The sequence below is a fragment of the Treponema primitia genome (genome assembly GCF_046533075.1).
In the GTDB taxonomy this organism is placed as follows: domain Bacteria; phylum Spirochaetota; class Spirochaetia; order Treponematales; family Breznakiellaceae; genus Termitinema; species Termitinema primitia_B.
Window position 1 is genome coordinate 57,825 of record NZ_JAJQRB010000046.1, and the last position, 23,087, is coordinate 80,911.

Annotated in this window: 17 protein-coding genes; 10 read left to right on the forward strand and 7 right to left on the reverse strand. The window is 48.4% G+C overall.

The window, feature by feature from the left end:
- Positions 1-93: 93 nt before the first annotated feature.
- Genes LQZ19_RS09345 through LQZ19_RS09360 form a run of 4 tightly spaced genes read left to right on the forward strand, consistent with a single transcriptional unit; the run spans position 94 to position 6,216 of the window.
- Positions 94-888, forward strand: a complete 795-nt coding sequence (locus tag LQZ19_RS09345; RefSeq protein WP_411047405.1) for a DeoR/GlpR family DNA-binding transcription regulator — start codon at positions 94-96, stop codon at positions 886-888.
- An 18-nt stretch (positions 889-906) separates the two neighbouring features.
- Entirely contained in the window at positions 907-2,325 is a 1,419-nt protein-coding gene (locus LQZ19_RS09350) for a dihydrolipoamide acetyltransferase family protein (protein ID WP_411047406.1), read from the forward strand.
- A gap of 10 nt (positions 2,326-2,335) precedes the next feature.
- Positions 2,336-3,733 carry a dihydrolipoyl dehydrogenase gene (gene lpdA, locus LQZ19_RS09355; RefSeq protein WP_411047407.1) on the forward strand — a complete coding sequence of 466 codons (1,398 nt, stop codon included), beginning with the start codon at positions 2,336-2,338 and terminating at the stop codon, positions 3,731-3,733.
- Positions 3,734-3,759: 26 nt separating this feature from the next.
- Positions 3,760-6,216: an alpha-ketoacid dehydrogenase subunit alpha/beta gene (locus tag LQZ19_RS09360; RefSeq protein WP_411047408.1), complete on the forward strand. Its 2,457-nt coding sequence runs from the start codon at positions 3,760-3,762 to the stop codon at positions 6,214-6,216.
- A 57-nt stretch (positions 6,217-6,273) separates the two neighbouring features.
- Here the strand turns inward: LQZ19_RS09360 and LQZ19_RS09365 are convergent, their stop codons facing one another.
- From LQZ19_RS09365 to LQZ19_RS09380, 4 genes are all read right to left on the reverse strand, one after another.
- On the reverse strand, positions 6,274-6,891 hold the full coding sequence (locus tag LQZ19_RS09365; RefSeq protein ID WP_411047409.1) for a PD-(D/E)XK nuclease family transposase: 618 nt from the start codon (positions 6,889-6,891) through the stop codon (positions 6,274-6,276).
- Positions 6,892-7,099: 208 nt separating this feature from the next.
- On the reverse strand, positions 7,100-9,193 hold the full coding sequence (locus tag LQZ19_RS09370) for a UvrD-helicase domain-containing protein (protein ID WP_411047410.1): 2,094 nt from the start codon (positions 9,191-9,193) through the stop codon (positions 7,100-7,102).
- A gap of 4 nt (positions 9,194-9,197) precedes the next feature.
- Complete coding sequence (locus LQZ19_RS09375) at positions 9,198-12,239, reverse strand: type III restriction-modification system endonuclease (protein WP_411047411.1); 3,042 nt, start codon at positions 12,237-12,239, stop codon at positions 9,198-9,200.
- Positions 12,239-14,233, reverse strand: a complete 1,995-nt coding sequence (locus tag LQZ19_RS09380) for a site-specific DNA-methyltransferase (RefSeq protein ID WP_411047412.1) — start codon at positions 14,231-14,233, stop codon at positions 12,239-12,241. Before LQZ19_RS09380 ends, LQZ19_RS09375 begins: the two co-directional genes overlap by 1 nt.
- 150 nt (positions 14,234-14,383) lie before the next feature.
- Between LQZ19_RS09380 and LQZ19_RS09385 the strand changes: the two genes are divergently transcribed.
- The gene (locus LQZ19_RS09385) at positions 14,384-14,734 is read left to right on the forward strand and encodes a helix-turn-helix domain-containing protein (RefSeq protein ID WP_411047413.1); all 351 of its coding nucleotides are present in this window, start codon (positions 14,384-14,386) and stop codon (positions 14,732-14,734) included.
- A 320-nt stretch (positions 14,735-15,054) separates the two neighbouring features.
- Here LQZ19_RS09385 and LQZ19_RS09390 read toward each other — a convergent pair whose 3' ends face one another.
- Positions 15,055-15,261, reverse strand: coding sequence for a hypothetical protein (locus tag LQZ19_RS09390; protein ID WP_411047414.1), 207 nt, complete (start codon positions 15,259-15,261; stop codon positions 15,055-15,057).
- A 19-nt stretch (positions 15,262-15,280) separates the two neighbouring features.
- On the opposite strand from LQZ19_RS09390, the gene LQZ19_RS09395 reads away from it, so the two are divergent.
- The 4 genes from LQZ19_RS09395 to LQZ19_RS09410 all read left to right on the forward strand — a co-directional run bounded on the left by LQZ19_RS09395 (position 15,281) and on the right by LQZ19_RS09410 (position 19,656).
- Complete coding sequence (locus LQZ19_RS09395) at positions 15,281-16,318, forward strand: hypothetical protein (RefSeq protein WP_411047415.1); 1,038 nt, start codon at positions 15,281-15,283, stop codon at positions 16,316-16,318.
- Positions 16,306-16,518 carry a hypothetical protein gene (locus LQZ19_RS09400; RefSeq protein ID WP_411047416.1) on the forward strand — a complete coding sequence of 71 codons (213 nt, stop codon included), beginning with the start codon at positions 16,306-16,308 and terminating at the stop codon, positions 16,516-16,518. The genes LQZ19_RS09395 and LQZ19_RS09400 overlap by 13 nt, the downstream gene beginning before the upstream one ends.
- A 143-nt stretch (positions 16,519-16,661) precedes the next feature.
- The gene (locus tag LQZ19_RS09405; RefSeq protein WP_411047417.1) at positions 16,662-17,477 is read left to right on the forward strand and encodes an HD domain-containing protein; all 816 of its coding nucleotides are present in this window, start codon (positions 16,662-16,664) and stop codon (positions 17,475-17,477) included.
- Entirely contained in the window at positions 17,455-19,656 is a 2,202-nt protein-coding gene (locus tag LQZ19_RS09410; protein WP_411047418.1) for a putative glycoside hydrolase, read from the forward strand. Before LQZ19_RS09405 ends, LQZ19_RS09410 begins: the two co-directional genes overlap by 23 nt.
- Here the strand turns inward: LQZ19_RS09410 and LQZ19_RS09415 are convergent, their stop codons facing one another.
- Both LQZ19_RS09415 and LQZ19_RS09420 read right to left on the reverse strand, forming a co-directional pair.
- On the reverse strand, positions 19,657-21,507 hold the full coding sequence (locus LQZ19_RS09415) for a methyl-accepting chemotaxis protein (protein ID WP_411047419.1): 1,851 nt from the start codon (positions 21,505-21,507) through the stop codon (positions 19,657-19,659).
- Between the two features lie 56 nt (positions 21,508-21,563).
- Positions 21,564-22,163: a hypothetical protein gene (locus LQZ19_RS09420; RefSeq protein ID WP_411047420.1), complete on the reverse strand. Its 600-nt coding sequence runs from the start codon at positions 22,161-22,163 to the stop codon at positions 21,564-21,566.
- A gap of 49 nt (positions 22,164-22,212) precedes the next feature.
- On the opposite strand from LQZ19_RS09420, the gene LQZ19_RS09425 reads away from it, so the two are divergent.
- Positions 22,213-22,956, forward strand: a complete 744-nt coding sequence (locus tag LQZ19_RS09425) for a metallophosphoesterase family protein (protein ID WP_411047421.1) — start codon at positions 22,213-22,215, stop codon at positions 22,954-22,956.
- The last annotated feature ends 131 nt before the right edge of the window (positions 22,957-23,087 follow it).

Below are 23,087 nucleotides of genomic sequence, written 5' to 3' on the forward strand. Positions count from 1 at the left end.
AGCAATTCCAAATTAGGAATAACCACTTGCGTTTTTCTGGATATCGATATATAATCACAACAGTTTCGTAAGTATTTCGAAAGAGAAAGGCAAATGATATCCGAATTAAGCGAAAGGGAAAGAACTATACTTGGGAAGCTCTCGGAAAACGGCGCCGTGACGGTGGCCGCGCTGGCCCAGGATCTGGGCCTTTCCGAGGTGACTATCCGGGGGGACCTGAAGGAGTTGGAGGACAAGGGCTGGCTCAACAGGACTCGAGGCGGAGCCACGCCGGCGATACACCGGGATATCATGGAGCGGCAGCGGGAGCGGCCGGAACAGAAAAACGCCATAGCCCGGGCGGCGGCCGCCTTGATACAGGATGGGGATGTGATCATGATTGAGGCGGGGACAACCACCGCCCTGATTGCCCGGTATCTGATGGGGAAACGGGACATTCATATCGTGACCAACTCAACCCTGGTTTTTTCTTACGCCCGGATGAATCCCAATCTTCAGATTACTATGACCGGCGGCGAATTCCGGCGGCCTACGGAATCCCTGGTGGGGCCCATTGCCCTCCAAACCATTGCCCGGCTGAACGTACGGCTTGCCTTTGTGGGAACCGACGGCTTTACCCTGGAACGGGGGATCACCACCCACCTGATGGAAGGGGCGGAGATCGTTAAGGCCATGAAGGTCCACACGGAAACTACGGTGCTGGTGGCGGATTCCAGTAAATACGGAAAACTCGGCTTCTCGACCGTACTGCCCCTGTCGGACTTGGACCTCATCATCACCGATGACGGGCTTGGGGATGGGGCGGCTCGGGATTTAGCCGAAGCGGGAATTGCGGTTCGGCGTGAAAGCGCGGGAATAAAAAACTTAGAATTACCGGTGAGAAATTAAACTATATAAGGAGCGTGTATGGCGCATGTGTTGATTATGCCCCGTCAGGGCAATACGGTGGAATCCTGTATCCTTGTAGAATGGAAGGTAAAGGAAGGGGATTCGGTGGACGCCGATTCCGTGGCCTGCGTGGTGGAAACCGATAAGGCCACCTTTGAGGTCCCCGCAGGGGAAACCGGAACGGTTCTCAAACTCGTTCGGGCGGACGGAGACGATGTTCCCGTCCTGGAACCCATTGCGGTAATCGGTAAGCCCGGGGAAGATTGGGCTGCCGCAGTAGGCGGTGCAACGGAGGCGGCCTCCGCTCCCGCCGGCGCCACGGCTACCGCTGCGGCGGCTGTTCCCGTTTCGGCGGCCACACCAAATGTGGTGGGCCAGGGAGAGGGCGCTATATCCGGGGGTGCTATATCCGGGGGTGCTATTTCTCCCCGGGCACGACACTTGGCGGATAAGGAAAGCCTTCCTACTGCCGGCATTGCCGGAACAGGTCCGGATGGGCGGATCATTGAACGGGATATACAGGCGGCCCTGCAAACCAGGCCTGCCCTTAGCGCTGCGGCCAAGGCGGCTTTAACGGCAGGAGGCGGAACGGTACCGGCGTCAGGGTCAGGGCTTGGCGGCAGAGTTACTGCGGCGGACTTGACGGCAACCCAGGCCGGTACGGCAGGCGGAGCGGGCAGCATTGGTGCGGCGCCGGTTCCTGCAGCCGCGGCTGCCAACTTAGGCGAAGGGGCCATCACCGAGACACCCATCAAGGGAATACGCAAGCTTATCGCGGATCGTATGCACCAGTCCCTGGCGGAAAGCGCCCAGTTCACCTTAAGCGGAAGCGCCCCGGCGGTACGGCTCCAGGAGTTGCGGGCCCGGATGAAGGGAGCAGGCGAAGGGTTGGGGCTTTCCAAGATCACCGTTAACGACCTGATTCTCTACGCGGTATCACGGACCCTGCCGCGGTATCCCTTTATGAATGCCCTCAAAGTTGGGGATACCCTGAAAACCTTTGAGCGGGTACATCTGGGGGTGGCGGTGGATACGCCCCGGGGCCTCATGGTGCCGGTAATCCGGAACGCCAATCTCCTGTCGCTGCAGCAGATTTCCGCCGAGGCGAAACGGCTGGCAACGGCCTGCCAGGGCGGCGGGGTCAAGCCCAATGAACTTTCCGGGTCCACCTTTACGGTAACCAATCTGGGCAGCCTGGGGGTTTCCAACTTCACACCGGTGCTCAACGCACCGGAGGTGGGCATCCTGGGGGTCTGCAATATCGAGCTTAAGCCCGTGGAGACCGCTGAAGAAGGCGGCTGCGGGGTTCAGTTCCTGCCCCACATAGGATTCAGCCTGACCATCAACCATCAGGTGGTGGACGGCGCTCCGGCGGCGAAATTTCTAAAAGCCCTGGGAGAGGCGGTGGCGAACATCGACCTCACCCTGGCGATATAAGGGGTTAACAATGTACGATACCATAATCATCGGCGCCGGCCCCGGGGGATACCTCGCGGCGGAACGGCTGGGACACCATAAAAAGAAGGTCCTATTAATAGAAGAACAACACCTTGGAGGGACCTGCCTGAATGTGGGGTGCATCCCCACCAAGACCCTACTCAACTCGGCTAAGCTCTACGTCCACGCAAAGGAGGCGGGAAAATTCGGCGTTACCGCTGCGGATGTTTCCTTTGACTGGGGGGTCATCCAAAAGTGGAAGGAAGAAGTTTCAGCAAAACTGCGGGAAGGAATTGCCGGGCAGATGAAACGTTTCGGCGTGGATGTAGCCAACGGACGGGGGGAAATTCTCACCCCTCCCAGGGGAAGTACGCCGGGAAAAGTAAAAGTAACCCTGAGCGGCGGCGGAACCGAAGAGCATGAGGGACGGACTATCCTGGTTTCCGCGGGCTCCGTTCCGGCTATCCCACCCATACCGGGTTCAAAGGACAATCCCCGGGTGGTGGATTCCACCGGGCTCCTCGGCGTAAGCTCCGTACCCAAACGGCTCGCCGTCATTGGAGGCGGGGTTATCGGGGTAGAATTCGCCGGCCTCTTTTCCAGTTTTGGATCGGAAGTTACGGTCATAGAAATGATGGATGAGATCATCCCCTTTATGGACAAGGAGCAAGCGCCCCTATTCCGCCGGGCCTTAACGGGGGTTAATTTTAAGCTGGGCTGCAAGGTTGAAAAGATCGAGGGGGCCACGGTTCACTTTACCCCCAAGGGCAAGGCGCCTGAAGCCGTGGAAGCAGATTTAGTGCTCGTTGCTGTGGGCCGCCGGCCGGTGCTCAATACCTGGGGCGCCGAAGCTGCGGGGCTGGACCTGACACCCAAGGGGGTCAACGTGGATGACCGGATGCGGACCAACATACCGGGCGTCTGGGCTGCCGGGGACGTAACCGGGAAAAGCCTCCTGGCCCATTCGGCCTATCGTATGGCGGAAGTCGCGGTGGCAGATATACTGACGAACCTGGACGGCAGCGCCCCCGGGACTTCCAACCGAATGCGCTACAACGCCGTACCCTGGGCGGTTTATGGGGTCACCGAAGCCGCCGGGGTAGGAATGACCGAACAGGAAGCAGCCGCAAAGGGAATCGCTATCCGCAAGGCGTCATTGCCCATGCGGGTTTCCGGCCGTTTTGCTGCGGAAAACACTTTCACCGGGCAGGGAGCAGTAAAGGTAATCGCCGATGCCGCTACCGGTTGCATACTGGGAGTCCATGCCGTTGGCGCCTACGCTTCGGAATTTATCTGGGGCGGCGCTGCTCTAATAGAACAGGAACTGCGGATCGAAGACGTGAAGCAGATCATCTTCCCTCATCCCACGGTTAGCGAACTGATCCGTGATGCGGTGTGGGGACTATAAAACAACTAAACTAAGGAGAACAGAAAATGCCTAAATCACAAGTGGTGGATCCAAAAGCGGTACGGAAACCGGAGATTCTCAAACTCAAGGATATTCCGGTTAATCAGTATAAAAGCGATGTCAAAAAGGAAATCGATCTTTACGGAAAGGATAAGCTTAAGCGGATTTGGTACGATATGGTGACCATCCGGGAATTTGAAACCATGCTCAATACCTTTAAGACCCAGGGAACCTGGAACGGCATTGAGTATAACCACAAGGGACCGGCCCACCTTTCCATGGGGCAGGAAGCTTCTTCCGTGGGGCAGTGCGTTAATCTTACTACCGATGACTACATCTTCGGCAGCCACCGGAGCCACGGTGAAATTTTAGCCAAATGCTATTCTGCGATTTGGCAATTGGATGAAAAAAAGCTTGAGGAAATCATGAAGAGTTTCCTGGGCGGGGAGACCCTGGCAGCCGCAGAAAAGGCTAGTTACAAAAATGTGAAGGACCTGGCAGAAAACTTTGTCCTCTACGGTACCCTGGCGGAAATTTTTGCCCGCAAAGCCGGGTTCAACCGCGGGCTTGGGGGGTCTATGCACGCATTCTTTACCCCCTTCGGCTCCATGCCCAACAACGCTATTGTCGGCGGTTCTGCGGATATCGCCACCGGGTCGGCGCTGTACAAGCGGATCAACAAAAAACCCGGCATCGTTATCGCCAATATCGGTGACGCCTCCATGGGCTGCGGCCCGGTCTGGGAAGCAATGATGATGGCCGCCATGGATCAGTACAATACTCTCTGGCCAAAAGACGCCGGCGGAGCGCCGCCAATACTGTTCAATTTCTTCGATAATTTCTACGGCATGGGCGGCCAGACCGCCGGAGAAACCATGGGCTACGGGATCATGGCCCGGGTTGGCGCCGGGGTGAACCCCGAGAACATGCATTCCGAACGGGTGGACGGCTACAACCCATTGGCGGTGGCGGATGCCATTACCCGGAAAAAAGCGATACTGCTGGCGGGAAAAGGCCCGGTACTCCTGGATACCATGACCTACCGCGTGTCCGGCCACTCTCCCTCGGACGCCTCCAGTTACCGCACCCCCGAGGAGGTGAAACTCTGGCAGGAAGCGGATGCCATCGAATCCTACGGCGCCTATCTTATTGAAAACAAGATCGCCGACAAGGCTGAACTGGAAAGTCTCCGTACCCATGTGAACGCCAAGCTCCTGGATGCGGTCAAGCTGGCCACCAATAATGATGTCTCCCCCCGCTTGGGTGGAGCCTTTATCGAATCGGTGATGTTCTCCAACGGAAAGGTTGAAAAACTGGATGACCGAAAGAGTGACCTTTCTCAGCCCCTGGCGGATAATGCCCGGGTCAAGGCCCTGGCGGGTAAATCCCGGTACGGCTTTGATGCGGAGGGCAAACCGGTTTCCAAGAACAAAGTTTACCAGTACCGGGATGGTCTTTTTGAGGCCATGGCCCACCGCTTTGCCACGGACCCCACCATGGCGGCCTGGGGTGAGGATAACCGGGACTGGGGAGGCGCTTTTGCGGTATACCGGGGGCTCACAGAATTACTGCCCTACAACCGGTTCTTCAACAGCCCCATCTCCGAAGGCGCAATCGTCGGCTCCGGGGTTGGTTATGCCCTTTCCGGCGGCCGGGCGGTAGTAGAACTGATGTACTGCGACTTCCTGGGCCGGGCCGGGGATGAAATCTTCAACCAGGCCTCCAAGTGGCAGTCCATGTCCGCAGGGCTTCTCAAGATGCCCCTGGTAGTCCGGGTTTCGGTGGGCAATAAATACGGCGCCCAGCACAGCCAGGACTGGGCAGGTCTGGTGGCCCATATACCGGGACTCAAGGCCTACTTCCCCGCCACTCCCTACGATGCCAAGGGTATGCTCAACTTAGCGCTCCGGGGAACCGACCCGGTGATCTTCTTTGAAAGCCAGCTCCTCTACGATGTGGGCGAGCAGTTTGAAAAGGGCGGCGTCCCCGAAGGCTATTACGAAGTACCCGAAGGAGAGCCCGCCATACGAAGGCAGGGGAAGGATCTTACCATCGTTACTTTGGGAGCGACCCTGTACAAGGCCGTGGATGCGGCGAAAAAACTTCAGGCGGATTTTGGTCTGGAAACGGAAATCATCGATCTCCGCTTTATCAATCCCCTGAACTACGAAAGAATCATCGAGTCTGTCAAGAAAACAGGAAAACTGCTGTTGACCAGTGATGCTGCGGAGCGGGGTTCCTATCTCCACACGGTGGCTTCGAACATCCAGACCATGGCCTTTGATTACCTGGACGCGCCGGTGGCGGTGGTGGGAAGCCGCAACTGGATTACCCCGGCGGCGGAAATGGAGGAACTCTACTTCCCCCAGGTCAACTGGATCATCGACGCCATCCACGAGCGGATCCTGCCGCTGAAGGGATACCAGAGCGCTACGGTACAGACCACGCTGGATCTGATTAGGCGGAACAGACAAGGGGTGTAGATTAGAAGTACGAGTTACCGCCCTGGCTGAAAACCAGGGCGGTGTTTTCGTTCCAGTTTAGCGGTCCGCAGGAGGAGGACTACCCGTAGCGGCTAGCAGCCGTCTCAATTCCTGGATTTCCGCATCCTTTTCCTGAATCACTCCGTCCTTTTCCTGAATTATTATTTCAGCTTCCTTCTTGGCCAGCTCATACCCGTCTTCTTTCGCATAAGTCAGCCGGCTCTGCATATCCAGCTCAAATTTGAGTTCGCTTTCCCGCCGTACCCAGTCCCTTTCTGCCTGTGTTACCGTCAATAATTCTTCCGTCGCCATGGATATTCCCTCCTCGTATTCAAGGATTTCATTGATCAGGTCCCGTTTTGTTAAGTCCCTGTGGTACAGGAAAAATACCGCCCATTTCTCAATATCCATCATCCCATGGGCCGATTTTTCCGTTGCTACCTTTTCCGCTTTCTCCAATTCTATGTCGATTATAACCGTCAGACCCTTAAAAGACAAGTTATGTTCCGGATCGTAATAGATAAACCGATGGACCAGATCGTCATCATCGTAGATTCTTCCCTTTCCAATGAGCGAAATCTGATAAGTGGGCCGGGTAAATACAGCCTTGAAAACATTGCCCCTGGTGATGTCACTAAGGACATCCTCGGGAGTGAGATGGATTTTTTTGGACATAATTGCCTCCTCCCGGGATTAGGGGAATATGGCGAATTTTGCTTTAGTCTGATAGAGAAATTTGGAAAATCTGTTAAAAACTGTAAAGATCCAACGTATTGACAATGGGTAGCCAATGGGTTACTTAAAATATGGCTGAACCAAGATTAAGCCAAAGATACTCTGTTTTGCCGGGCCGAATGGATCCGGAATAATGACAAGGAAAAAATCAATTCAATAAATTCATCTCCCGCAAATACGGCGATGGTGCTACCCAACCGCTATGTATATTCACCGTATAGGAAAATATTAGTTTCTCACGTGCACGAGTTGCGGCGACATAAAATAAACGGCGTTCTCCTTCAAGTTCATCTTCTTCTTTGGCATTTATGTTGGGCCAGATTTTATCATTTGCGTCCAAAACATATACGATATCATATTCTTCGCCTTTTATCCGTAGGGCGGTGGTAAGATGTAAGGGTTTGTTTACTTGAGGATTATTGGCATCATCATCCGGACGAATGGAAACGGTTCGCGATTTCTCAATTGCTTGCTCGATGTCATATAAAAATTCATCAAAATCATCACTATACTTTTCAGCGAAATCAATAAGATGATAAAAGGGCGGGTCTGTATAGAAAATATCATCTTCGCTTTTTCCAAAGTGTTGTGCAAAGCCTTCAAATTGAGTGGCAAATATTCTGATGACACCGGCGACTGTTTTTGCATTTAAAAAGTCACGTATGGCCTCGGCATATATTTCATTGTATTTACGAGCTTGATTTTTAGTTTTCCGACTGCTTGATGAGATAAAAGAAAGATCACAGGTTTTTAAGGTAAGATAAATATCGTCGACTGTCTTATCAGTCAATTTATTAGTCAAATAATGTAAAAGTTCATCTTTCTGAATTTTCTTTAGCGGATATTCCTTGACTTTATTACAGAGAAGTACAATATCCGAATTACTAATCCGATCGGGGTGGCGAAGCAGTTTCTTCTTGAGTTCTAATAATATTCTCAGTTCGCTAAAGGCATTGGCAAGAAATACATTTAAGTCGTCCGGGGTAAAATAATCAATATTATCTTTGGAAAATAGTACCTGGTAAGGGAGAAGTTGGCTGCGTTTCCGGGCAACCAAAGCAATGCGTTTATGGTTATTGTCTGTAAGGGCTGTCTTGACTTGCTTTACAATATATTCAAATAATTCCGCAGGGGTACGCATTTCCATTAACTGTATTTCGGCATTACCTACTGATGATGTTGATATTTCTTTCTTTACCCGGTTTTTATTATGGATGATGAGTTTCTGTGAAATATCAACGATGTTTTTTGGAGAACGGTAATTTATCCCTAATGTGAATGTTGAAAATTGCCCGTCAAAATAGTGGTCTGGGTCAATAATAAAATGGGGGGATGCCCCTCTGAATTCAAATATTGCTTGGTCATCATCACCTACAATAACAAGATTTGCCCGGTTGTATTGGGTTAATGTCTTTATAAATATTAAATCTAAAGGGCTGACATCCTGAAATTCATCGACAAATACATCAGAATAGGCATTGTTTTTTCTTGGGATTGTGTTAAGACTTACTTTCTCTTGTAAAAGACAATTAGCCTTGAATTTTTGATCATTTAGAGAAATATATTCCTGATTATAAAGCTCCTGGGAAAATTCACAGAAAAATGGATACCATCGTACCAATAAATTTTCAATGATTTTATCCGTATCCCAACTATCATATGCGATTTTAGTAATAAATTCATACTTGCATAGATTTTTTAGAACGGTTTTGAAAAATCTGACCTTTGCTTCGATTAAAAAATTAAATTGGCTCGCAAAATGAGAGGCGCCTGAATAATCATCGAAACCAAGTTCTTTAAAGTTGTCAATTATGTTAAATAAATCCTTCGCCCGGTTCAGGTAATTACTTTTCATCAATGTCTGGATACGTTCATATTTTGTCTTACTCCATACCGGCTGCATGGAATGATAGAATGTGTTTGCCCGCTGGGGATTATCAATTATTTTTATCCGAGGATGCTCATTTTTAACAAATTTATAGCCTAAAGAATTTAGAGTACTTACATCGACTTTGCCCCTAAGACTGGCAAATTCAGAGGCGTTTGATATTCTTTCTTGTAAAACTGCCCGCGCAACCCTCGTAAAGGTAACAATTAAGATACGCCGTGATGGGTCCTCTTGAATGACCTGAACACAACGATAGAGGAGGCTTGCTGTTTTTCCTGATCCTGCGGGGGCAAGTAAACGGATAAATTGACCTATATGATTTACAAATTTTGTTTGGGCATCATTGAGCTGCATGGAATTAACCTTTACTATCAATGAGAAGTTTCAAAATCCCTTCAACATCGCTTGCATAGTTGGCTAAATCCCATTTAATTCCTAATATATTATCAAAAAATCTCTTTTGACCAGCTATGGCTATTTGCTCGGCGCCCCGTAAATCGGTGGCCTTTGTTTCGACTATTAAATGCAAGGCGATGTTTTTATCTTCCTTGCGTTTAATCGCATATAAAAAATCGGGGGTGGTTGTACCTCCGGTGTAGGTCGGTACTTTAATCGACCTGCGGGGTAATTTTCCGAACACAACAACCTCTTCAGAGGGGATAAGTTTTAATACATCATGCTCCAGATCGGAATCATATCTAAATGGAGGTTCGTATAAGTTACGGATGTCATCTTTTATATCTTTTGCGTCACTCGTGCCGACAACTCCCGCTTCAAGTTCCAATAACCATGAGCCATCCCCGGTATTAAATACTGAGGTTTTTGCTGAAAAATCTAAACTGCGGTATAGATATTTTTGGGCAAAGGTCTTTTGAAACACCCTTTGGAAGGCTGCAACAAAGTTGGAGACCGTTGTTGTATTCAAAAGGGGATTAACTTGCAGTCCGTTTTTGAAAAACTCTTGTAACGTTTCAGCAACTTTGCGTTCCAGCAATGTCAGTGGTATGAATGTTTGTTGATGGATTTGACGCAAAAACTCCCCATAGACAAGGGTTCCAAGGGTGCTATCAAGGAATTTGACATTTTCTACTAACGAAATATCATCATTTGTTTCTTCACCACGTTTTACTCCAAACGTATGGCTTCCTATCTGAGGCTTTACAAATATTTTCTTTTCAGTGTCCTCGGTTAAAACTTTATCAAGCAGTTTTTCCCATTCGCCTTTATCCAAGCGTTCAAATTCAAGCATATAACGCTGTGTCACTTTAGCCCAAAAGCCTTTAATTTTTTCCCAATTATCCAGGCGAAGTTTAATCTTTGGACGGGCTGGTTTTTGTCCATTTGATGTTTCTGTGACTTTACTTTTTTTCAAGGTTGCAATTAGGTCGGGATATTCCTCAAGCAGTTTTTCGTAACCATCTTCTTTGAAATCATTGTTGCGTTTGATAATGTCAAGTTCATCAAGATGTTCCAACACTTTCTCTTTAGCCGCCGAAAAAGATTTTTCATCCATAGCTTTGACATCTACGTTCTGGGATTGAAGAATGAGCTTAATGGTTTTATCGGTAACGGATATTTGGTCAATTTTCATCGGAATATCTGAATTGATTTCACCTACGAGCTTTTTGGCAAATCCCTGTTCGGAATAATCAATCAGGTAGGTTAAACGAAATTCTTCCTCTGACAAGCGATTTCCGCGTTCATCAACCGGAAGGCGTAAGCCCCGTCCTACTTCCTGTAACTTACTGGTTTCTGAACCACTGGTACGCATTTTGGCAATGACAAATACATTTGGATTGTCCCACCCTTCGCGCAGGGTCCATTTTGAAAAGAAAAAACGGCGGATATTCCAATCGCCGTTTTCCTTTTTGAAGGTTAAAGTCCGTTCCTTGTGTAAAATATCTTCCCGTTCTTCGGCAACGGCGCTTTCATCGCTTTCGCCCCAATCTTTAGCAAAATAACCGCCATGACTCCCGGCAATATTTCGCCGTGTCGCTCGTAAATACTCGTAATATTCAATCTCGCGCAATCCTGTCTTCCCTTTATATTGGGAAAGCAACGCATCCAGTTTAGCGGTAAGTAATTTTTCAAAATTGATTTTTAGCCAGCCTTCAGTATCACGGTAAGAATTGATTGAATCTATAAAAAAAAGGGAAATGGTTTTTACTTTAGGTGCATTAACACCGGATTGGGGGCGGAAAAAGTTTTCGATTTCCTTTTCAAAATGTGCGTCTATCGCCTGTTGCAGGATAAGCTCTTGATACGAAGAAGTGAAGGTTTGGGCAAATAATTCCATGCCAATGCCTAATTCAATTTCGTTACTTAAAAATGCGCTTGATTTTGATTTAACTTGGTCCAGGATAATATTACCTTCAAATGCGGGGTCTATAACGGCCAGGCTGTCACCAACTCGCAATTCTTTTGGTTTATTCCCTGATCCGCCGGGCATCTTTTGAAAAAAGACGGATTTTATGCCGCTTGAGTTTATACCGGTGATTTTATATTTTAAGGCGCTATCAGGACTGGCAACACCGGGAATATCGGGATAGGTTACGTCAATGGCTTTAACCAAACCGCTATTAAAGGATTGTACTGCCCCAAGCTCATATACTGGTGCGCTGCGGAAATACTCTTTTACGCCGCCCTTTTCCGGAAATGTTGCCCCAAAACGAATAATCAATTGGGGATTAAACTTTTCTTTGATGTTTTTAAACGCCTTATCGTTCGGTTTAATGCGGTGCGGTTCGTCAATAATGATAATGGGTCGGGTCTGCTGAATCGCCTCGGCAGGGCATGTTGCGCCGCCAAAAAGGGTCTGGTCAAAATCGTTGTCATAGATTTTTGCGCTGTCCCTATCCAATAAATGCATATTCAACAATAAGCAGTTGATACTGTTTTGCTCGTTTTTTGTTGCTTCCGCATATTGTACCAAATCGGTAGGGAACATTTTGCGCTTGCCGCTCTTGGTGGTAAAATCACCGGCATTGATGAGTTGCAAATTGAGTCTCTTACCCGGATAAAATCGCTGGAAATGTTGTTTTGCGTAATTACTTTCAATAAAATTCTTTGTTCCTTCTTTGATAGCAAGACTGGGAACAACGACGATAAACTTGAACAGGCCGAAACGCTGATGAAGCGCAAACATTAAACGTGTATAGACATAGGTTTTGCCCGTGCCGGTCTCCATTTTGACATCAATGTTTTCGATTGGTCCGAGTTCCGGGTTGGCTTGGGGAGAACTGGTCTGTGACAAGTTGTTATGGGCAAGCGAAAGCATCTTGTCATTACTCGATACTTCCCCCATTGCAGCCAATACCGCTTCAATGGCCTCATTCTGGTGCGGTAATTCGACAAGCTGAATGGCAAGTTGCGTGTTTTTTGAACCTGAGTCATCAGCCATTAGTAACGCCTTTCTACATAAACCTGGTGGTCAGCATCGAGAGTGTTTTTGATATTGATTTCCAGTTCACGCAAGGATTCCATTAAAAACGAATAGGCATATACCACAATATGCTGCACATTCAGTTCATTCTTGCCGATTCGATTCAAGAGGTCCTTTGTTTGTTTGGCGCCCCAATCGGGGGCAATAAGATACAGTTTGCTTTGAACAAGATGGGCTGAATAACCTGCGATTCCTAAGTTTTCAACAGGGGTATCAAAAGTAAACCCATCGTCTATAAGCCATGTGGTTAAAAGCGTTTCCAGTCCGCTTGTTTCTGTTTCGGGTCTTGCAAAGGGGCTTATCATATCTTCGGCAATGAGTAAGGGAGCGGATGGGTCAAAGATTTCTATTTTGTCGAGTGTTTTTACATTGAGCGTAACAAGACGGTAGTGCTTGAAGCCAATGTCTTTATCCCATTTGGGCTGTTCTGGTTCATCTTCGAGTGCCAATTCTTCTGCGTTTGCCGTTTCTTTTTCATTATATTTTTCGAGGATTTTTGTACCTGCCCGTTTGATACGTTCGCGACTTATCTCATCTATAGTGTTAAATGGCGGATTTGCTTTTCGTGCTTCCGAGTCTTCATTGGTCGGTTCATCCCATTGTACCATGATATATTTACGGTTTCCGCCGTCATCGGCGTTGAGTTGCATAACGGCATGGGCAGTGGTGGCACTGCCGGCGAAGAAGTCGAGAATAAGATCATTATCATTGATACTTCTTATAGTACCCCCCAATATCAATTCTTTGCATAATGATATGGGTTTTGGATTATCAAAAAGACCAAGTAAACCCAAGTTTTCTAAATCGGCATTACCGTCTTTATTTAAATGTTTTAAAATCGTATAAAACTTTGATGTGTCTTCACTGACTTTCCTATAACGTCCTACAATATGGGCACCACCCTTATCTATCAAAATATAGTTTCCTTGTTTGAGGCCTTCATCAATTTCATCTTTTTTTTGCTTCCCAAAATATTCAAGTATCTCCTCATATAAACATGTCCCATATTTACCAAATTCTTTACGAAGCCAATCTGTTTCAATCCAATAGTCGTCTCCATCTATGTTTACAATTTTACCTCTAATATCTTTTACTTTACCAAGAGGTATAAATTGAGAAATATTTTTACAATATACCAAAGCATAGTCATGACCGATAACAGCTTGCTTTGCTAATCCACCACCCTCTGCACGAGTAACAATAAAACTCGATACAAAATTCCCTTCCCCAAACACGTCATCCATCAGTAACTTCAGATTTGCCTGTTCATTGTCATCAATGGAGATAAAAATAACTCCATCAGGAGTAAGCAATTTTTGAGCAATCTTTAGGCGTGGATACATAAACGTAAGCCATGCACTATGCGAGCTTTTTCCTTGAATGGATTTAAGCCGGACGATTTCCGCCTCAGTATAGCCCAATGCAGATACCAGTTTTTCGTCCTCGAACTCAAATTTATCAGAATAAACAAATTCTTTACCCGTATTATATGGTGGGTCAATGTAAATAAGCTTTATCCGGTTTTCGTAAGCGTTGACCAAATGCCGGAGCGCGTCAATATTGTCACCGGTAATAAAAACGTTGCCTGAGTCCTTGTTTTCGGGCAAACTATTGTGCTTGTGGTCAGGTACAATTACGGTTTCGGAGACCCGCCCTGATAGCAGCCGGGCATAGTCCTTTCCGACAAAGCCGAGTTTGTAGCCATCGTGAGCTTCGGCAATATTGTTGGCTTTGATTTCGTCAAGGAATTTGTCTGACTTAAATGCGCCGCTCTCAATAAGGTTCCCTTCCTCATCGACAATATCTTTTTCAAAGAATTGGGGAAGAGTATTTTTAAGCGTGTTGAGTAGGTCGCTGTTGGGCTTTACGGTTGCGTTATTACTCATGGCGGCTCGAAGACCGCCGCTTGCTTGTTTTGTACTACTATTATCTTGTATACGTTCCGTATTCATCCTTATTCCTTACTAAAAAAGTAGAATCCTTTTCCTTAAGTACCCATTTTTTAAAATGTGATGAATAATCAATGTTAATATGAATATATTACCATGATATTTCAATTTTTACAAGCATCAAACATTGATATATCATTATATTTCTTGAGAATGATTGGGAATTTCAGGGAAAATCTACACGATGAGCTTGATTATCAAAACATGACCGTCAAGGAATTATGTGCAAAAACAGGTATTCCAAAGGCAACCCTTGAATGTTATCTTGGGACACGGGCCAATAGGCCCTCCGCCGAGGCCGCTTTTAAAATCGCTCGAGCCTTGGGGGTGACAGTGGAATATCTTATGACCGAACATAATTCGCCGGAAGAAAAGGCGCGTAATTCCACAAATGCCAAAATCCGCGAATTGGTACGGGTTATTGAGGAGCTAAACGGGGACGGATACGAAGTCATTCTCACCCTAGGGAAAGCCCTCAAGCGAATGCAGGGCGCCAAAAAATAGGTAAGATTTAGCAATAGCCGTTTTAGCGTACAGGACAATAAAAAAGCCAGGATACGCACGGCTTTTTTATTGTAGTGGAAGCTATTGACACAAAACCCCCATTTTATAATAGTTATGAGAATGCATGGTTATGTGGGTATCGAGCCTTCCAAAATGGAAGAATTGAACGGAAAACTGGATAAAATTCTGAAAAGTTCGGGGTTTTGCGGTAATTTTCAGATTCAATTTAAGGCAATCGACCAATTATTGGGGAAGTTACGGGCCGATATTTCTTTTGTCCTGGAGCAGCCCTACATAGACAGGCACTATCGGGATAATTATTATACATACCATGCGGCAAAATACCGGAAAATCGGCAGAAATTGCATCCGGGTCCATATATTTGAAGGCGATGTGGTATCCATAGCGGATTTGGGAAGGCCCGAGCCGTCCCTTAACGAGCGGTACCTGGGGTTTTTTGTCATACGGCCCTTGCCGATGTATCCGTTGGGGAGATCGTTGGTCTCCCCCAAGGCTTTTTTAGACACTCAGTTCCTTTGTTGCCTTATGCGGGTGAAGGTATCATTGCTAGGGAATGATTTAGAGGTGTACGGGTATCCCCATGTGGCGCAGGATTCTGAAACCCATAGCTGTGCGGAAAGCGCATTGTGGAGTTTGACCGAGTATTTTGGTACCAAGTATACCCAGTATAAGCCGCTGTTGCCGTCGCAGATCGTGAAAAATCTTTTGGATGGCACAGATCACCGGCTGCTACCGTCCATCGGTTTAACGAAACATGAACTGGCAAAATGTTTGCAGGATAATGGGTATCAATGTTTAATGTATACGACCATAACAGCGGATTTTTCGTTGCTCAAACTCTATATTGAATCGGGAATCCCTTTGTTGCTGGTGCTTGGGAATGGGAGCGATGGCCATGCATTACTGGCGATTGGCCATGAGAAAAAGGTTGCCTACACGGTTCCTCCGGGGGAAACATGGGTTGATGTGTCTTCGCTTGATAAAAAGATAATCCTGATTGACGATAATTTCCCTCCCTACCAAGCAGTGGATATTCTAAAGCCTACCGCGCATTATGCGCGGGAAGAATTGCACAATTTAACCATACAATCATTTATTGTGCCGTTGCCGACCCATGTATTCCTTGCAGGAGAGAAAGCACATGCCTTACTGGAAAATGTGCTTGATAACCCTGCGGTAGGGCTGGTACGATGGGGTGGAAAATGGATAACACGGTTGCTCTTAACCGGCAGCCAATCGTTTAAGAAATTCATTTTAGAACAGTGTGGGTTGGATATTGGTCTGAAACAGTATTTATTATTTTTGTCGCTGCCAAAATTTATTTGGATTGCTGAGATTTATCGGGAAGGGGAAATTCAACAAGGGTTCAGTTCAGGTTTGCTGATAATTGACGCAACCGGTGATAGCAAAAGTCTTACCGCAATATTGTGGTATACCATCGATAGTAATATGATGACGCATAACGGTACTACGTGGGATAATGAAATAAAATCAGTAAAACCGTTTAAGATGCAGACCTATCAAAATAATTTAAAGGGGGCATGGAGCAAATGGAAGAATTAAATGCGGAATTCAATGATGCTTTGCGTGACGCTATCAAGGGAGAGGGCGAGCCGGTACGTTTTACTGAGAAAGAAATTAAAGCAAGCGATGAAAAATGCGCCGCTCTTTGTGAAGGAAGAGAAATAGGCAAATTAGAGAAGCTTGTTCGTACCGAACAAGCGCAGGCGGCGTCCGCTCCGGATATTCATTTAACTTTTTAGGTTACTCAATTCGAGATCTAGGAGTTTTGCTGGGCGCTACAATATTGAGCCCATCCCACAGCCTGTTTCCCGATGTATCCCTTTTATGAATAACATTGGCCTTCCTACTGGACCTAACTCCCATATAATCGTATTTTATAGGTATGAGATCACAGAAAGAACTAGCCATTGATGCCAAAATCCTCGAAACCGTTAAGAATTTTGGCCTCGGCGGGAAGACGGTAGAGGCGGTTAAGCTCGTCCTGGAGGACGATGAGGTTCAGGCCATGCAGGAATATGCCAATACGGTTTCCATTATGCGGCTGAATTTCAACGACCATGGCCCGGTTCATATGCGTACCGTGGCGCTGAACGCCCTGATTATGATGGGGCTCCTCCGGGATGCGGGGATTAAGACCAATTTAGAGAAGGAGGACTGCGGTAATTTTGACGATAGCCTTAGCGCGGTGTTCCTTGCGGGCATACTCCACGATCTGGGCATGACCATTGGCCGCCAGGATCATGAGATGCACAGCGTTTACCTGGCCTACCCCATTCTGGATCGGTTCCTCCGGAAGGTCTATGCGGAGAATCTGCAAAAAATGGTTACGGTCCGGTCCCTGGCTCTGGAGGGTATATTCGGCCACATGGGAAGCAGGACCATCCATTCTCTGGAGGCGGGGGTTGTTCAGATTGCGGATGGCTGCGACATGACCAAGGGCCGGGCCCGGATTCCCCTGATTGTGGCTGGGGGTCCCCGGCCCGGGGATATTCACCAGCTATCGGCCAACTCCATTGAGGATGTCCGGATTTTCCCGGGCAAGGAAAAGCCGATACGCATTGAAATACAGATGTCCAGCGAGGTGGGCCTCTTCCAGATTGAGGAAATATTGTTGGCAAAAATCGCCACCAGTACCGCCAAGACTTATATTGAACTATATGCACTGGTAGATAACGGTGAACCGAAAAGGTACCTGTAAAAGCCGATTCCTATGGGCTTTTTTACTATTTTATTGTTTTGCTCTGCTCCTGCCCCCCGGCGCCGGTACCCAAACCGTCCTGCCTGCCCAGACTATCTGGCCTACGATCATGGGAACCGACAAGGGGCTTTACGGGGTAGACCGGTTGGGTATGGTACGGCCCCTTTGGTCCGGAGGCGCCGTACGAAAAATACTCAACACTGCCGGATACTGGGCTATCCTGGGGGATCAGGGGATACTGGTTTCGACGGATCTGCTTTACTGGGAGCCCCGGAACACGGGGCTGCCGATAAAAACAATAAAAAACTATAGCCGGGGGATAAAAACCTTTACCTACCAGGTTCAGGAAATAAAGGATCTCCGGGCCCTTCCGGAAAACCCGGATATCATGGTGTGCGCCACCAAGGATACGGTGTTCCTTTCCCGGGACGCCGGCCGGAACTGGGAAAGCCTGGGGTCTCCGCCCTACAGAACCAATGGGATAAAGGCGGTGGCGATAGCAACACTACCAACAGCATCATTACCGGCGCTTACGGTTTTTCTTTCCCACAGTACCTATGGGGTACATTACCTCCTTCCGAACAGCCGCAATAACCAGTGGGTAGAACTTAACCAGGGGATCGAACGGCTGGAAACTACCGCAAACCCCGATGAGGTATCGGACATTGCGGTAGCGGCCGTGGGGGGAGCACAGAAAATCTACGCATCCCAGACCTTTCGCCGCAGGATCTACCAGCTTGATTGGGGACAGAAACGGTTTACCCCCATCTGGTCGGACGACGCCGATTTCGGTACCGTGGATTCCCTGGATATCACCGGCGCAGGGATACGCTTTGTCCAGGAAGGGGCCATAGTAGAACTAAACTACCCCCTGGTATCACCCGCGGCGGGCCGAACCAGGCAGGATCTCCATGCCTTTATACGGTCTATCCCCGCAGCCTGGGGGATCAAACCTTCATGCTTTATCTCCTGGGGCAGCGACGCCTTCACCGATACCGAACCGGTTACCCTGTCGGAGCTCTGGCTGCTGGATGCGGTAAACGCCACGGATGATCCGATACGGGTTCCCGAAAATACCCTGATCAGTTCACCCCCACGGAACACCGCCAGGGGCAGACAGGGATTGTACCTTCCGGTGAATCATTCTATGGAAAGCAAAAGCCTCGCCCCCTATCTCAAGGTGATAGAAGAAAGCGGTCTTAATATGGTGGTAATCGATATGAAGGACGACTATGGCCGCCTCAGGTTCAGTCCGAACAATCCCGCCATCCCTGAAAAAGGCAGGGTCTTCCGGCCGGTGGATATCGACGTACTCTTAAAAAACTTGAAGGACCGGGGAATATATACCGTTGCCCGGGTTGTGGTGTTTAAGGACCCGGAACTGGCCCGCAAGGAAGGGGGCAAGTACGCCGTGTGGGACAGCCGCAGGGGAAAGCCCTGGGTGGGCTATTACGATTCGAGACAGGCCAAGGGAACCGGCGTAGACAAAGATTCTACCTATGAAACAGAAATACTGAACGCAGACGATCCTGCATACGAAATTAAGCGAACCTACTACGATGAACGCTGGGTGGATCCCTATTCAGAAGAAGTGTGGGAATACACCGCCGCTATTTCCGCAGAGCTCCACCAGCGGGGCTTTGATGAAATCCAGTTTGACTATATCCGCTTCCCCACCGATGGGGCAAATCTTGCCGACACACAGTATCGCTGGCGGGAAAACGGCATGGACATGGAAAGCGCCATCCTCTCGTTTATGCGGCACATCCATTCCCGGGTGGACGCCCCCATATCCATCGACATATACGGCGCCAACGGCTGGTACCGCACCGGCGCCCGTACCGGTCAGGAGGTGGAGCTCCTGGCGCCGTACGTGGACGTTATCTGCCCCATGTACTACCCCAGCCACTTTGAACAGGACTTTTTAGCCCAGGCTCCGGCGGAACTCCGGCCCTACCGGATCTACTTCCAGGGTACCCAGCGCACCGAACGTATCGGTCGGGGACAGATCATCGTCCGGCCCTATGTGCAGGCTTTTTTTCTTAACGTTTCCTACGATAGGCAGTATTACAACACCGACTATGTCCGCCGCCAGGTTGAGGGGGTCCGGGACGCCGGTTCAAACGGGCTGACCTACTGGAACAACTCCGGCCGCTACGACGACATACCGCTGCGCTAATTATACGGTTTCTTCGACCTTAAACCGGGAAACCGCCTCCGCCAAGGTGGTAATAGTTTCCTTGTTTTTCCCGCTGATCATATTCACATGATCTACCGCTCCGTTGATCTGGTCTGCCCCGCCTGCCATCTCATTCATACCGTTAGTTATTTCCTGGGTTGCTGTTTCTAAATTTCTACCTTCCTGGATAATTTCCCTGCTACCCTCAAGCATCTCCATGGAACCACTCTTTACCCTTTGAGTAATATCATTAAGTTTGCTAATGGCTTCCAATATCTGCTGACTTCCCACGCCCTGTTCTTCCATGGCATTACGGATATTCTCTTCCTGATCCGATACGGTCTTGACTCCGCCGTCTATATCCTCAAACCTATTCAATACCGTTTCTGTGGACTTGGTGATCTTATCAATGGAATCCTTAATTTTTTTCAATACCGCGGATATGGTCTTGGACTGTTCCCCGGAGGAGGACGCCAGTTTTCTTATTTCATCGGCCACCACCGCGAAACCTCTCCCCGCCTCCCCAGCATGGGCCGCTTCTATGGCGGCGTTCATTGAAAGCAGGTTCGTCTGGCTCGCTATGTTTTCCATCACCACATTAATTTCCAAAAGCCCTTCGGATTCACGGGCAATTTCCTGAATGTCCGCCGCCACTCCCTGCAGGCCCGACCTGCCCACCTCGGAGGCTTCCGAAAGATTATTGACATTCGCCGTGTTTTTGACAAGGGTTTGGGTAACGGACTGGATATTGGCAAGCATCTCTTCAATCGCCGATGAGGACTGGTTTACACTGCTTGTTTGTTGTTCCACCTGATTATTGAGTTTATCAATATTGATGGTGATCTGCTCCATGGTAGCGTTTGTTTCAGTTACGCTGGCGGACTGGTTGATAACCCGGTTTTTTATACTCTGGATGGTGGATGCCATTTGAACTATCGCCGTAGCAGTCTCTGTCATATTAGAGGCAAGATCATTGCCAATATCGAGGAGTTTTTTTGCCTCCCCATTGATGATACGCACAAGGTTTTTAAGGTTACCAAGGGTAAGATCAAAGTACCGGGCCATATCGCCAATCTCATCGGTGGACTTGAGATTGATTTGACGGGTAAGATCCCCCTCCCCTACCTGCTGCAGGATTGCGATGATTTTTTTTATTGGCCGTATAATCATCGATTTAAACAGCAGGAACGTTAACACCACCGAGAACACTAAAATTGCCGCAGAAATTATCGCAATGGTAATAACAGTTTTATTAATCCTTGCATCTATGATTGCATGTACCGACGATATTTCAATGCCCACAAATAAAATACCAATCACATCCCTGCTGTTCGGGGCAAAAATCGGCTCATACCCGGCTATGTATTGGCTGCCAAGGATTACCGCATTCCCTATATAATCTTGGCCGCCGCTAACCGGCCCATAGGCGGCGCTGCCGTGGCCTAGCATGGTTCCAACAGCCCTCTTTCCCGAACTGTCAATAATACTGGTGGTAATCCGGCGGAAATCGTCTCCGTCCTTTACAAAAATAGTTGCAACAATACCCAAATCCTGCGATATCCGGTCTATCAAATCATACCGCTCATCAAGAGGCTGCAGCTCCTGGTCAACCAAATGGCCATCTTCCAAACGCAGCTCACCGTACTGATCGGTAATCCTATACTGCAAGGAACTAATATCTCCACGGATCTTGCTTTCAACCACCGTTACCGCTGTTTCGAGACTCACGTCTCTCGTGTCGTAGACATTTACAAACGCCAGGATCAGAATAGCCAGAAAAACAAATGCAGAAGACAATCCGGCTATTTTTACCAAAATACTACTTTTCCGAACCTTCTTTGTTTGACTCATAACTGAGTATAATCTGCAATTTAGCGGCTGTATAGAGTACGGAGTATAATTCCGTATTAGCGCAGCCCCTTAAGTCCGCTCAAAAGCAGCAGGCTATTGGCATCACACATGGCGGTAAACCGCTTAAAGTCTTCTTTGGTTTCCGTATCCGATCCCGAAAGAATAAGATCCTGCCCCTGCCGGCGATACCAAAGATAATGCCTGTCCAGGATTCGAACCTGCTGCTTGCGGGCGTTGGCTTGAGCCTGTACCTGCGCTTCAAGATATTCCGCCAAGGCAATATGGTTGTCCTCCCCCGCCAGGAAAAAGATTGTGTTGTCTCCGATAAATATGACAACCCGCCGGAACCCCTCGCCAAGACAAGCGTCATTTCGGAATCCTTCAATAACAAGGTTCTGCTTTCCCAGGCTCAGATCGTAGCCCTGAAGACGGAGACTCTTCCGAAGCCCCGTCAGATCGGAACGGATCCTCTGGGCTACTTCGGGATTTCGGCCGGAAGATTGCAGCTCGGAGCGCCAGGCGCGGAGCTGACCTTCATAGGCATCAAATTCTTTGGTTCTGCTTAAAAAAATGGTGGTTTCGGAAAGGAGTTTCCAAACATCGGAAAACCTATCCGAAAGTATATCAGCCAAATGTCCTGATTTTTTTTCTGCCATGCTCTTCCTACTTACGTTTACAACTATATTATACTAAAATAATTATAAAATGCGAATATTAGTTGTTTCGGATATACATGCCAACTTGGCCGCCTTTGACGCGGTTCTGCAGAAAACCCGGGCGGACCGGGATGCGGTTCTTTGTCTGGGGGATTTGGTAGGGTATGGACCGGACCCCAGGGAGTGTATCGCCCGGGCCGCCGAACACTGTACCGTTGTTTTAGGGGGAAACCACGATCTCGCCGCAGGGGGTGTTACGGACCTTTCCAACTTTGCGGATCATGCCCGGATCGCCCTGGAATGGACCCGGCCCCAGCTTTCACCGGAGGATAGCGCCTATCTTTCCAAACTTCCCCTTAAAACCACCTACGGGGATCTGCTTTTGTCCCACGGCAGCCCGGAAAATCCCCTCTGGGGCTATGTTTTTTCCCAGACCGATGCCGCAACCGCCTTTACCAAGAGCAAATTTACCCGCTGTTTCTTTGGGCACACCCATCTCCCTTCGTTTTTTCTTGCATCCCAGGAACCTCAGGGGACAGTCTCCTACCAAATAGGTTATGGCGAACCGGATTCTACCATTGAAACAGACCGGGAAAACCTGCGGGTACTGCTCAACCCGGGAAGCATCGGTTTCCCCCGGGACGAGGACGATGCCCATCATGCTTTAAAATACCGCCACGCCGCCGCCCGGTACGCCTTCTTCGACACCGAATCCGGGGTGTGGCAATTCAAACGGCTTGAATATGATATGCGAAAAACCGCGAAGCGGATGAAACTACTGGGACTCTGGTAATTGACAAAGCTTCCAGGTTTCCTACAATTAGATATTCAGTATATTCGACGACAAAACGCCGATAATACAGAAGTAAATACAAAAAGGAAGTGTTTTTTATGGATGATAATAAGAAAAAACCGCCATACCCG

Excerpts from the sequence above, each read along its gene's own strand:
- LQZ19_RS09420 (WP_411047420.1), bottom strand. The coding sequence starts at position 22,163 with ATGGCAGAAAAAAAATCAGGACATTTGGCTGATATACTTTCGGATAGG.
- LQZ19_RS09375 (WP_411047411.1), bottom strand. The coding sequence starts at position 12,239 with ATGGCTGATGACTCAGGTTCAAAAAACACGCAACTTGCCATTCAGCTT.
- LQZ19_RS09385 (WP_411047413.1), top strand. The coding sequence starts at position 14,384 with ATGATTGGGAATTTCAGGGAAAATCTACACGATGAGCTTGATTATCAA.
- LQZ19_RS09425 (WP_411047421.1), top strand. The coding sequence starts at position 22,213 with ATGCGAATATTAGTTGTTTCGGATATACATGCCAACTTGGCCGCCTTT.
- LQZ19_RS09370 (WP_411047410.1), bottom strand. The coding sequence starts at position 9,193 with ATGCAGCTCAATGATGCCCAAACAAAATTTGTAAATCATATAGGTCAA.
- lpdA (WP_411047407.1), top strand. The coding sequence starts at position 2,336 with ATGTACGATACCATAATCATCGGCGCCGGCCCCGGGGGATACCTCGCG.
- LQZ19_RS09350 (WP_411047406.1), top strand. The coding sequence starts at position 907 with ATGGCGCATGTGTTGATTATGCCCCGTCAGGGCAATACGGTGGAATCC.
- LQZ19_RS09405 (WP_411047417.1), top strand. The coding sequence starts at position 16,662 with ATGAGATCACAGAAAGAACTAGCCATTGATGCCAAAATCCTCGAAACC.
- LQZ19_RS09380 (WP_411047412.1), bottom strand. The coding sequence starts at position 14,233 with ATGAATACGGAACGTATACAAGATAATAGTAGTACAAAACAAGCAAGC.
- LQZ19_RS09345 (WP_411047405.1), top strand. The coding sequence starts at position 94 with ATGATATCCGAATTAAGCGAAAGGGAAAGAACTATACTTGGGAAGCTC.
- LQZ19_RS09395 (WP_411047415.1), top strand. The coding sequence starts at position 15,281 with ATGCGGGTGAAGGTATCATTGCTAGGGAATGATTTAGAGGTGTACGGG.
- LQZ19_RS09360 (WP_411047408.1), top strand. The coding sequence starts at position 3,760 with ATGCCTAAATCACAAGTGGTGGATCCAAAAGCGGTACGGAAACCGGAG.
- LQZ19_RS09365 (WP_411047409.1), bottom strand. The coding sequence starts at position 6,891 with ATGTCCAAAAAAATCCATCTCACTCCCGAGGATGTCCTTAGTGACATC.
- LQZ19_RS09400 (WP_411047416.1), top strand. The coding sequence starts at position 16,306 with ATGGAAGAATTAAATGCGGAATTCAATGATGCTTTGCGTGACGCTATC.
- LQZ19_RS09415 (WP_411047419.1), bottom strand. The coding sequence starts at position 21,507 with ATGAGTCAAACAAAGAAGGTTCGGAAAAGTAGTATTTTGGTAAAAATA.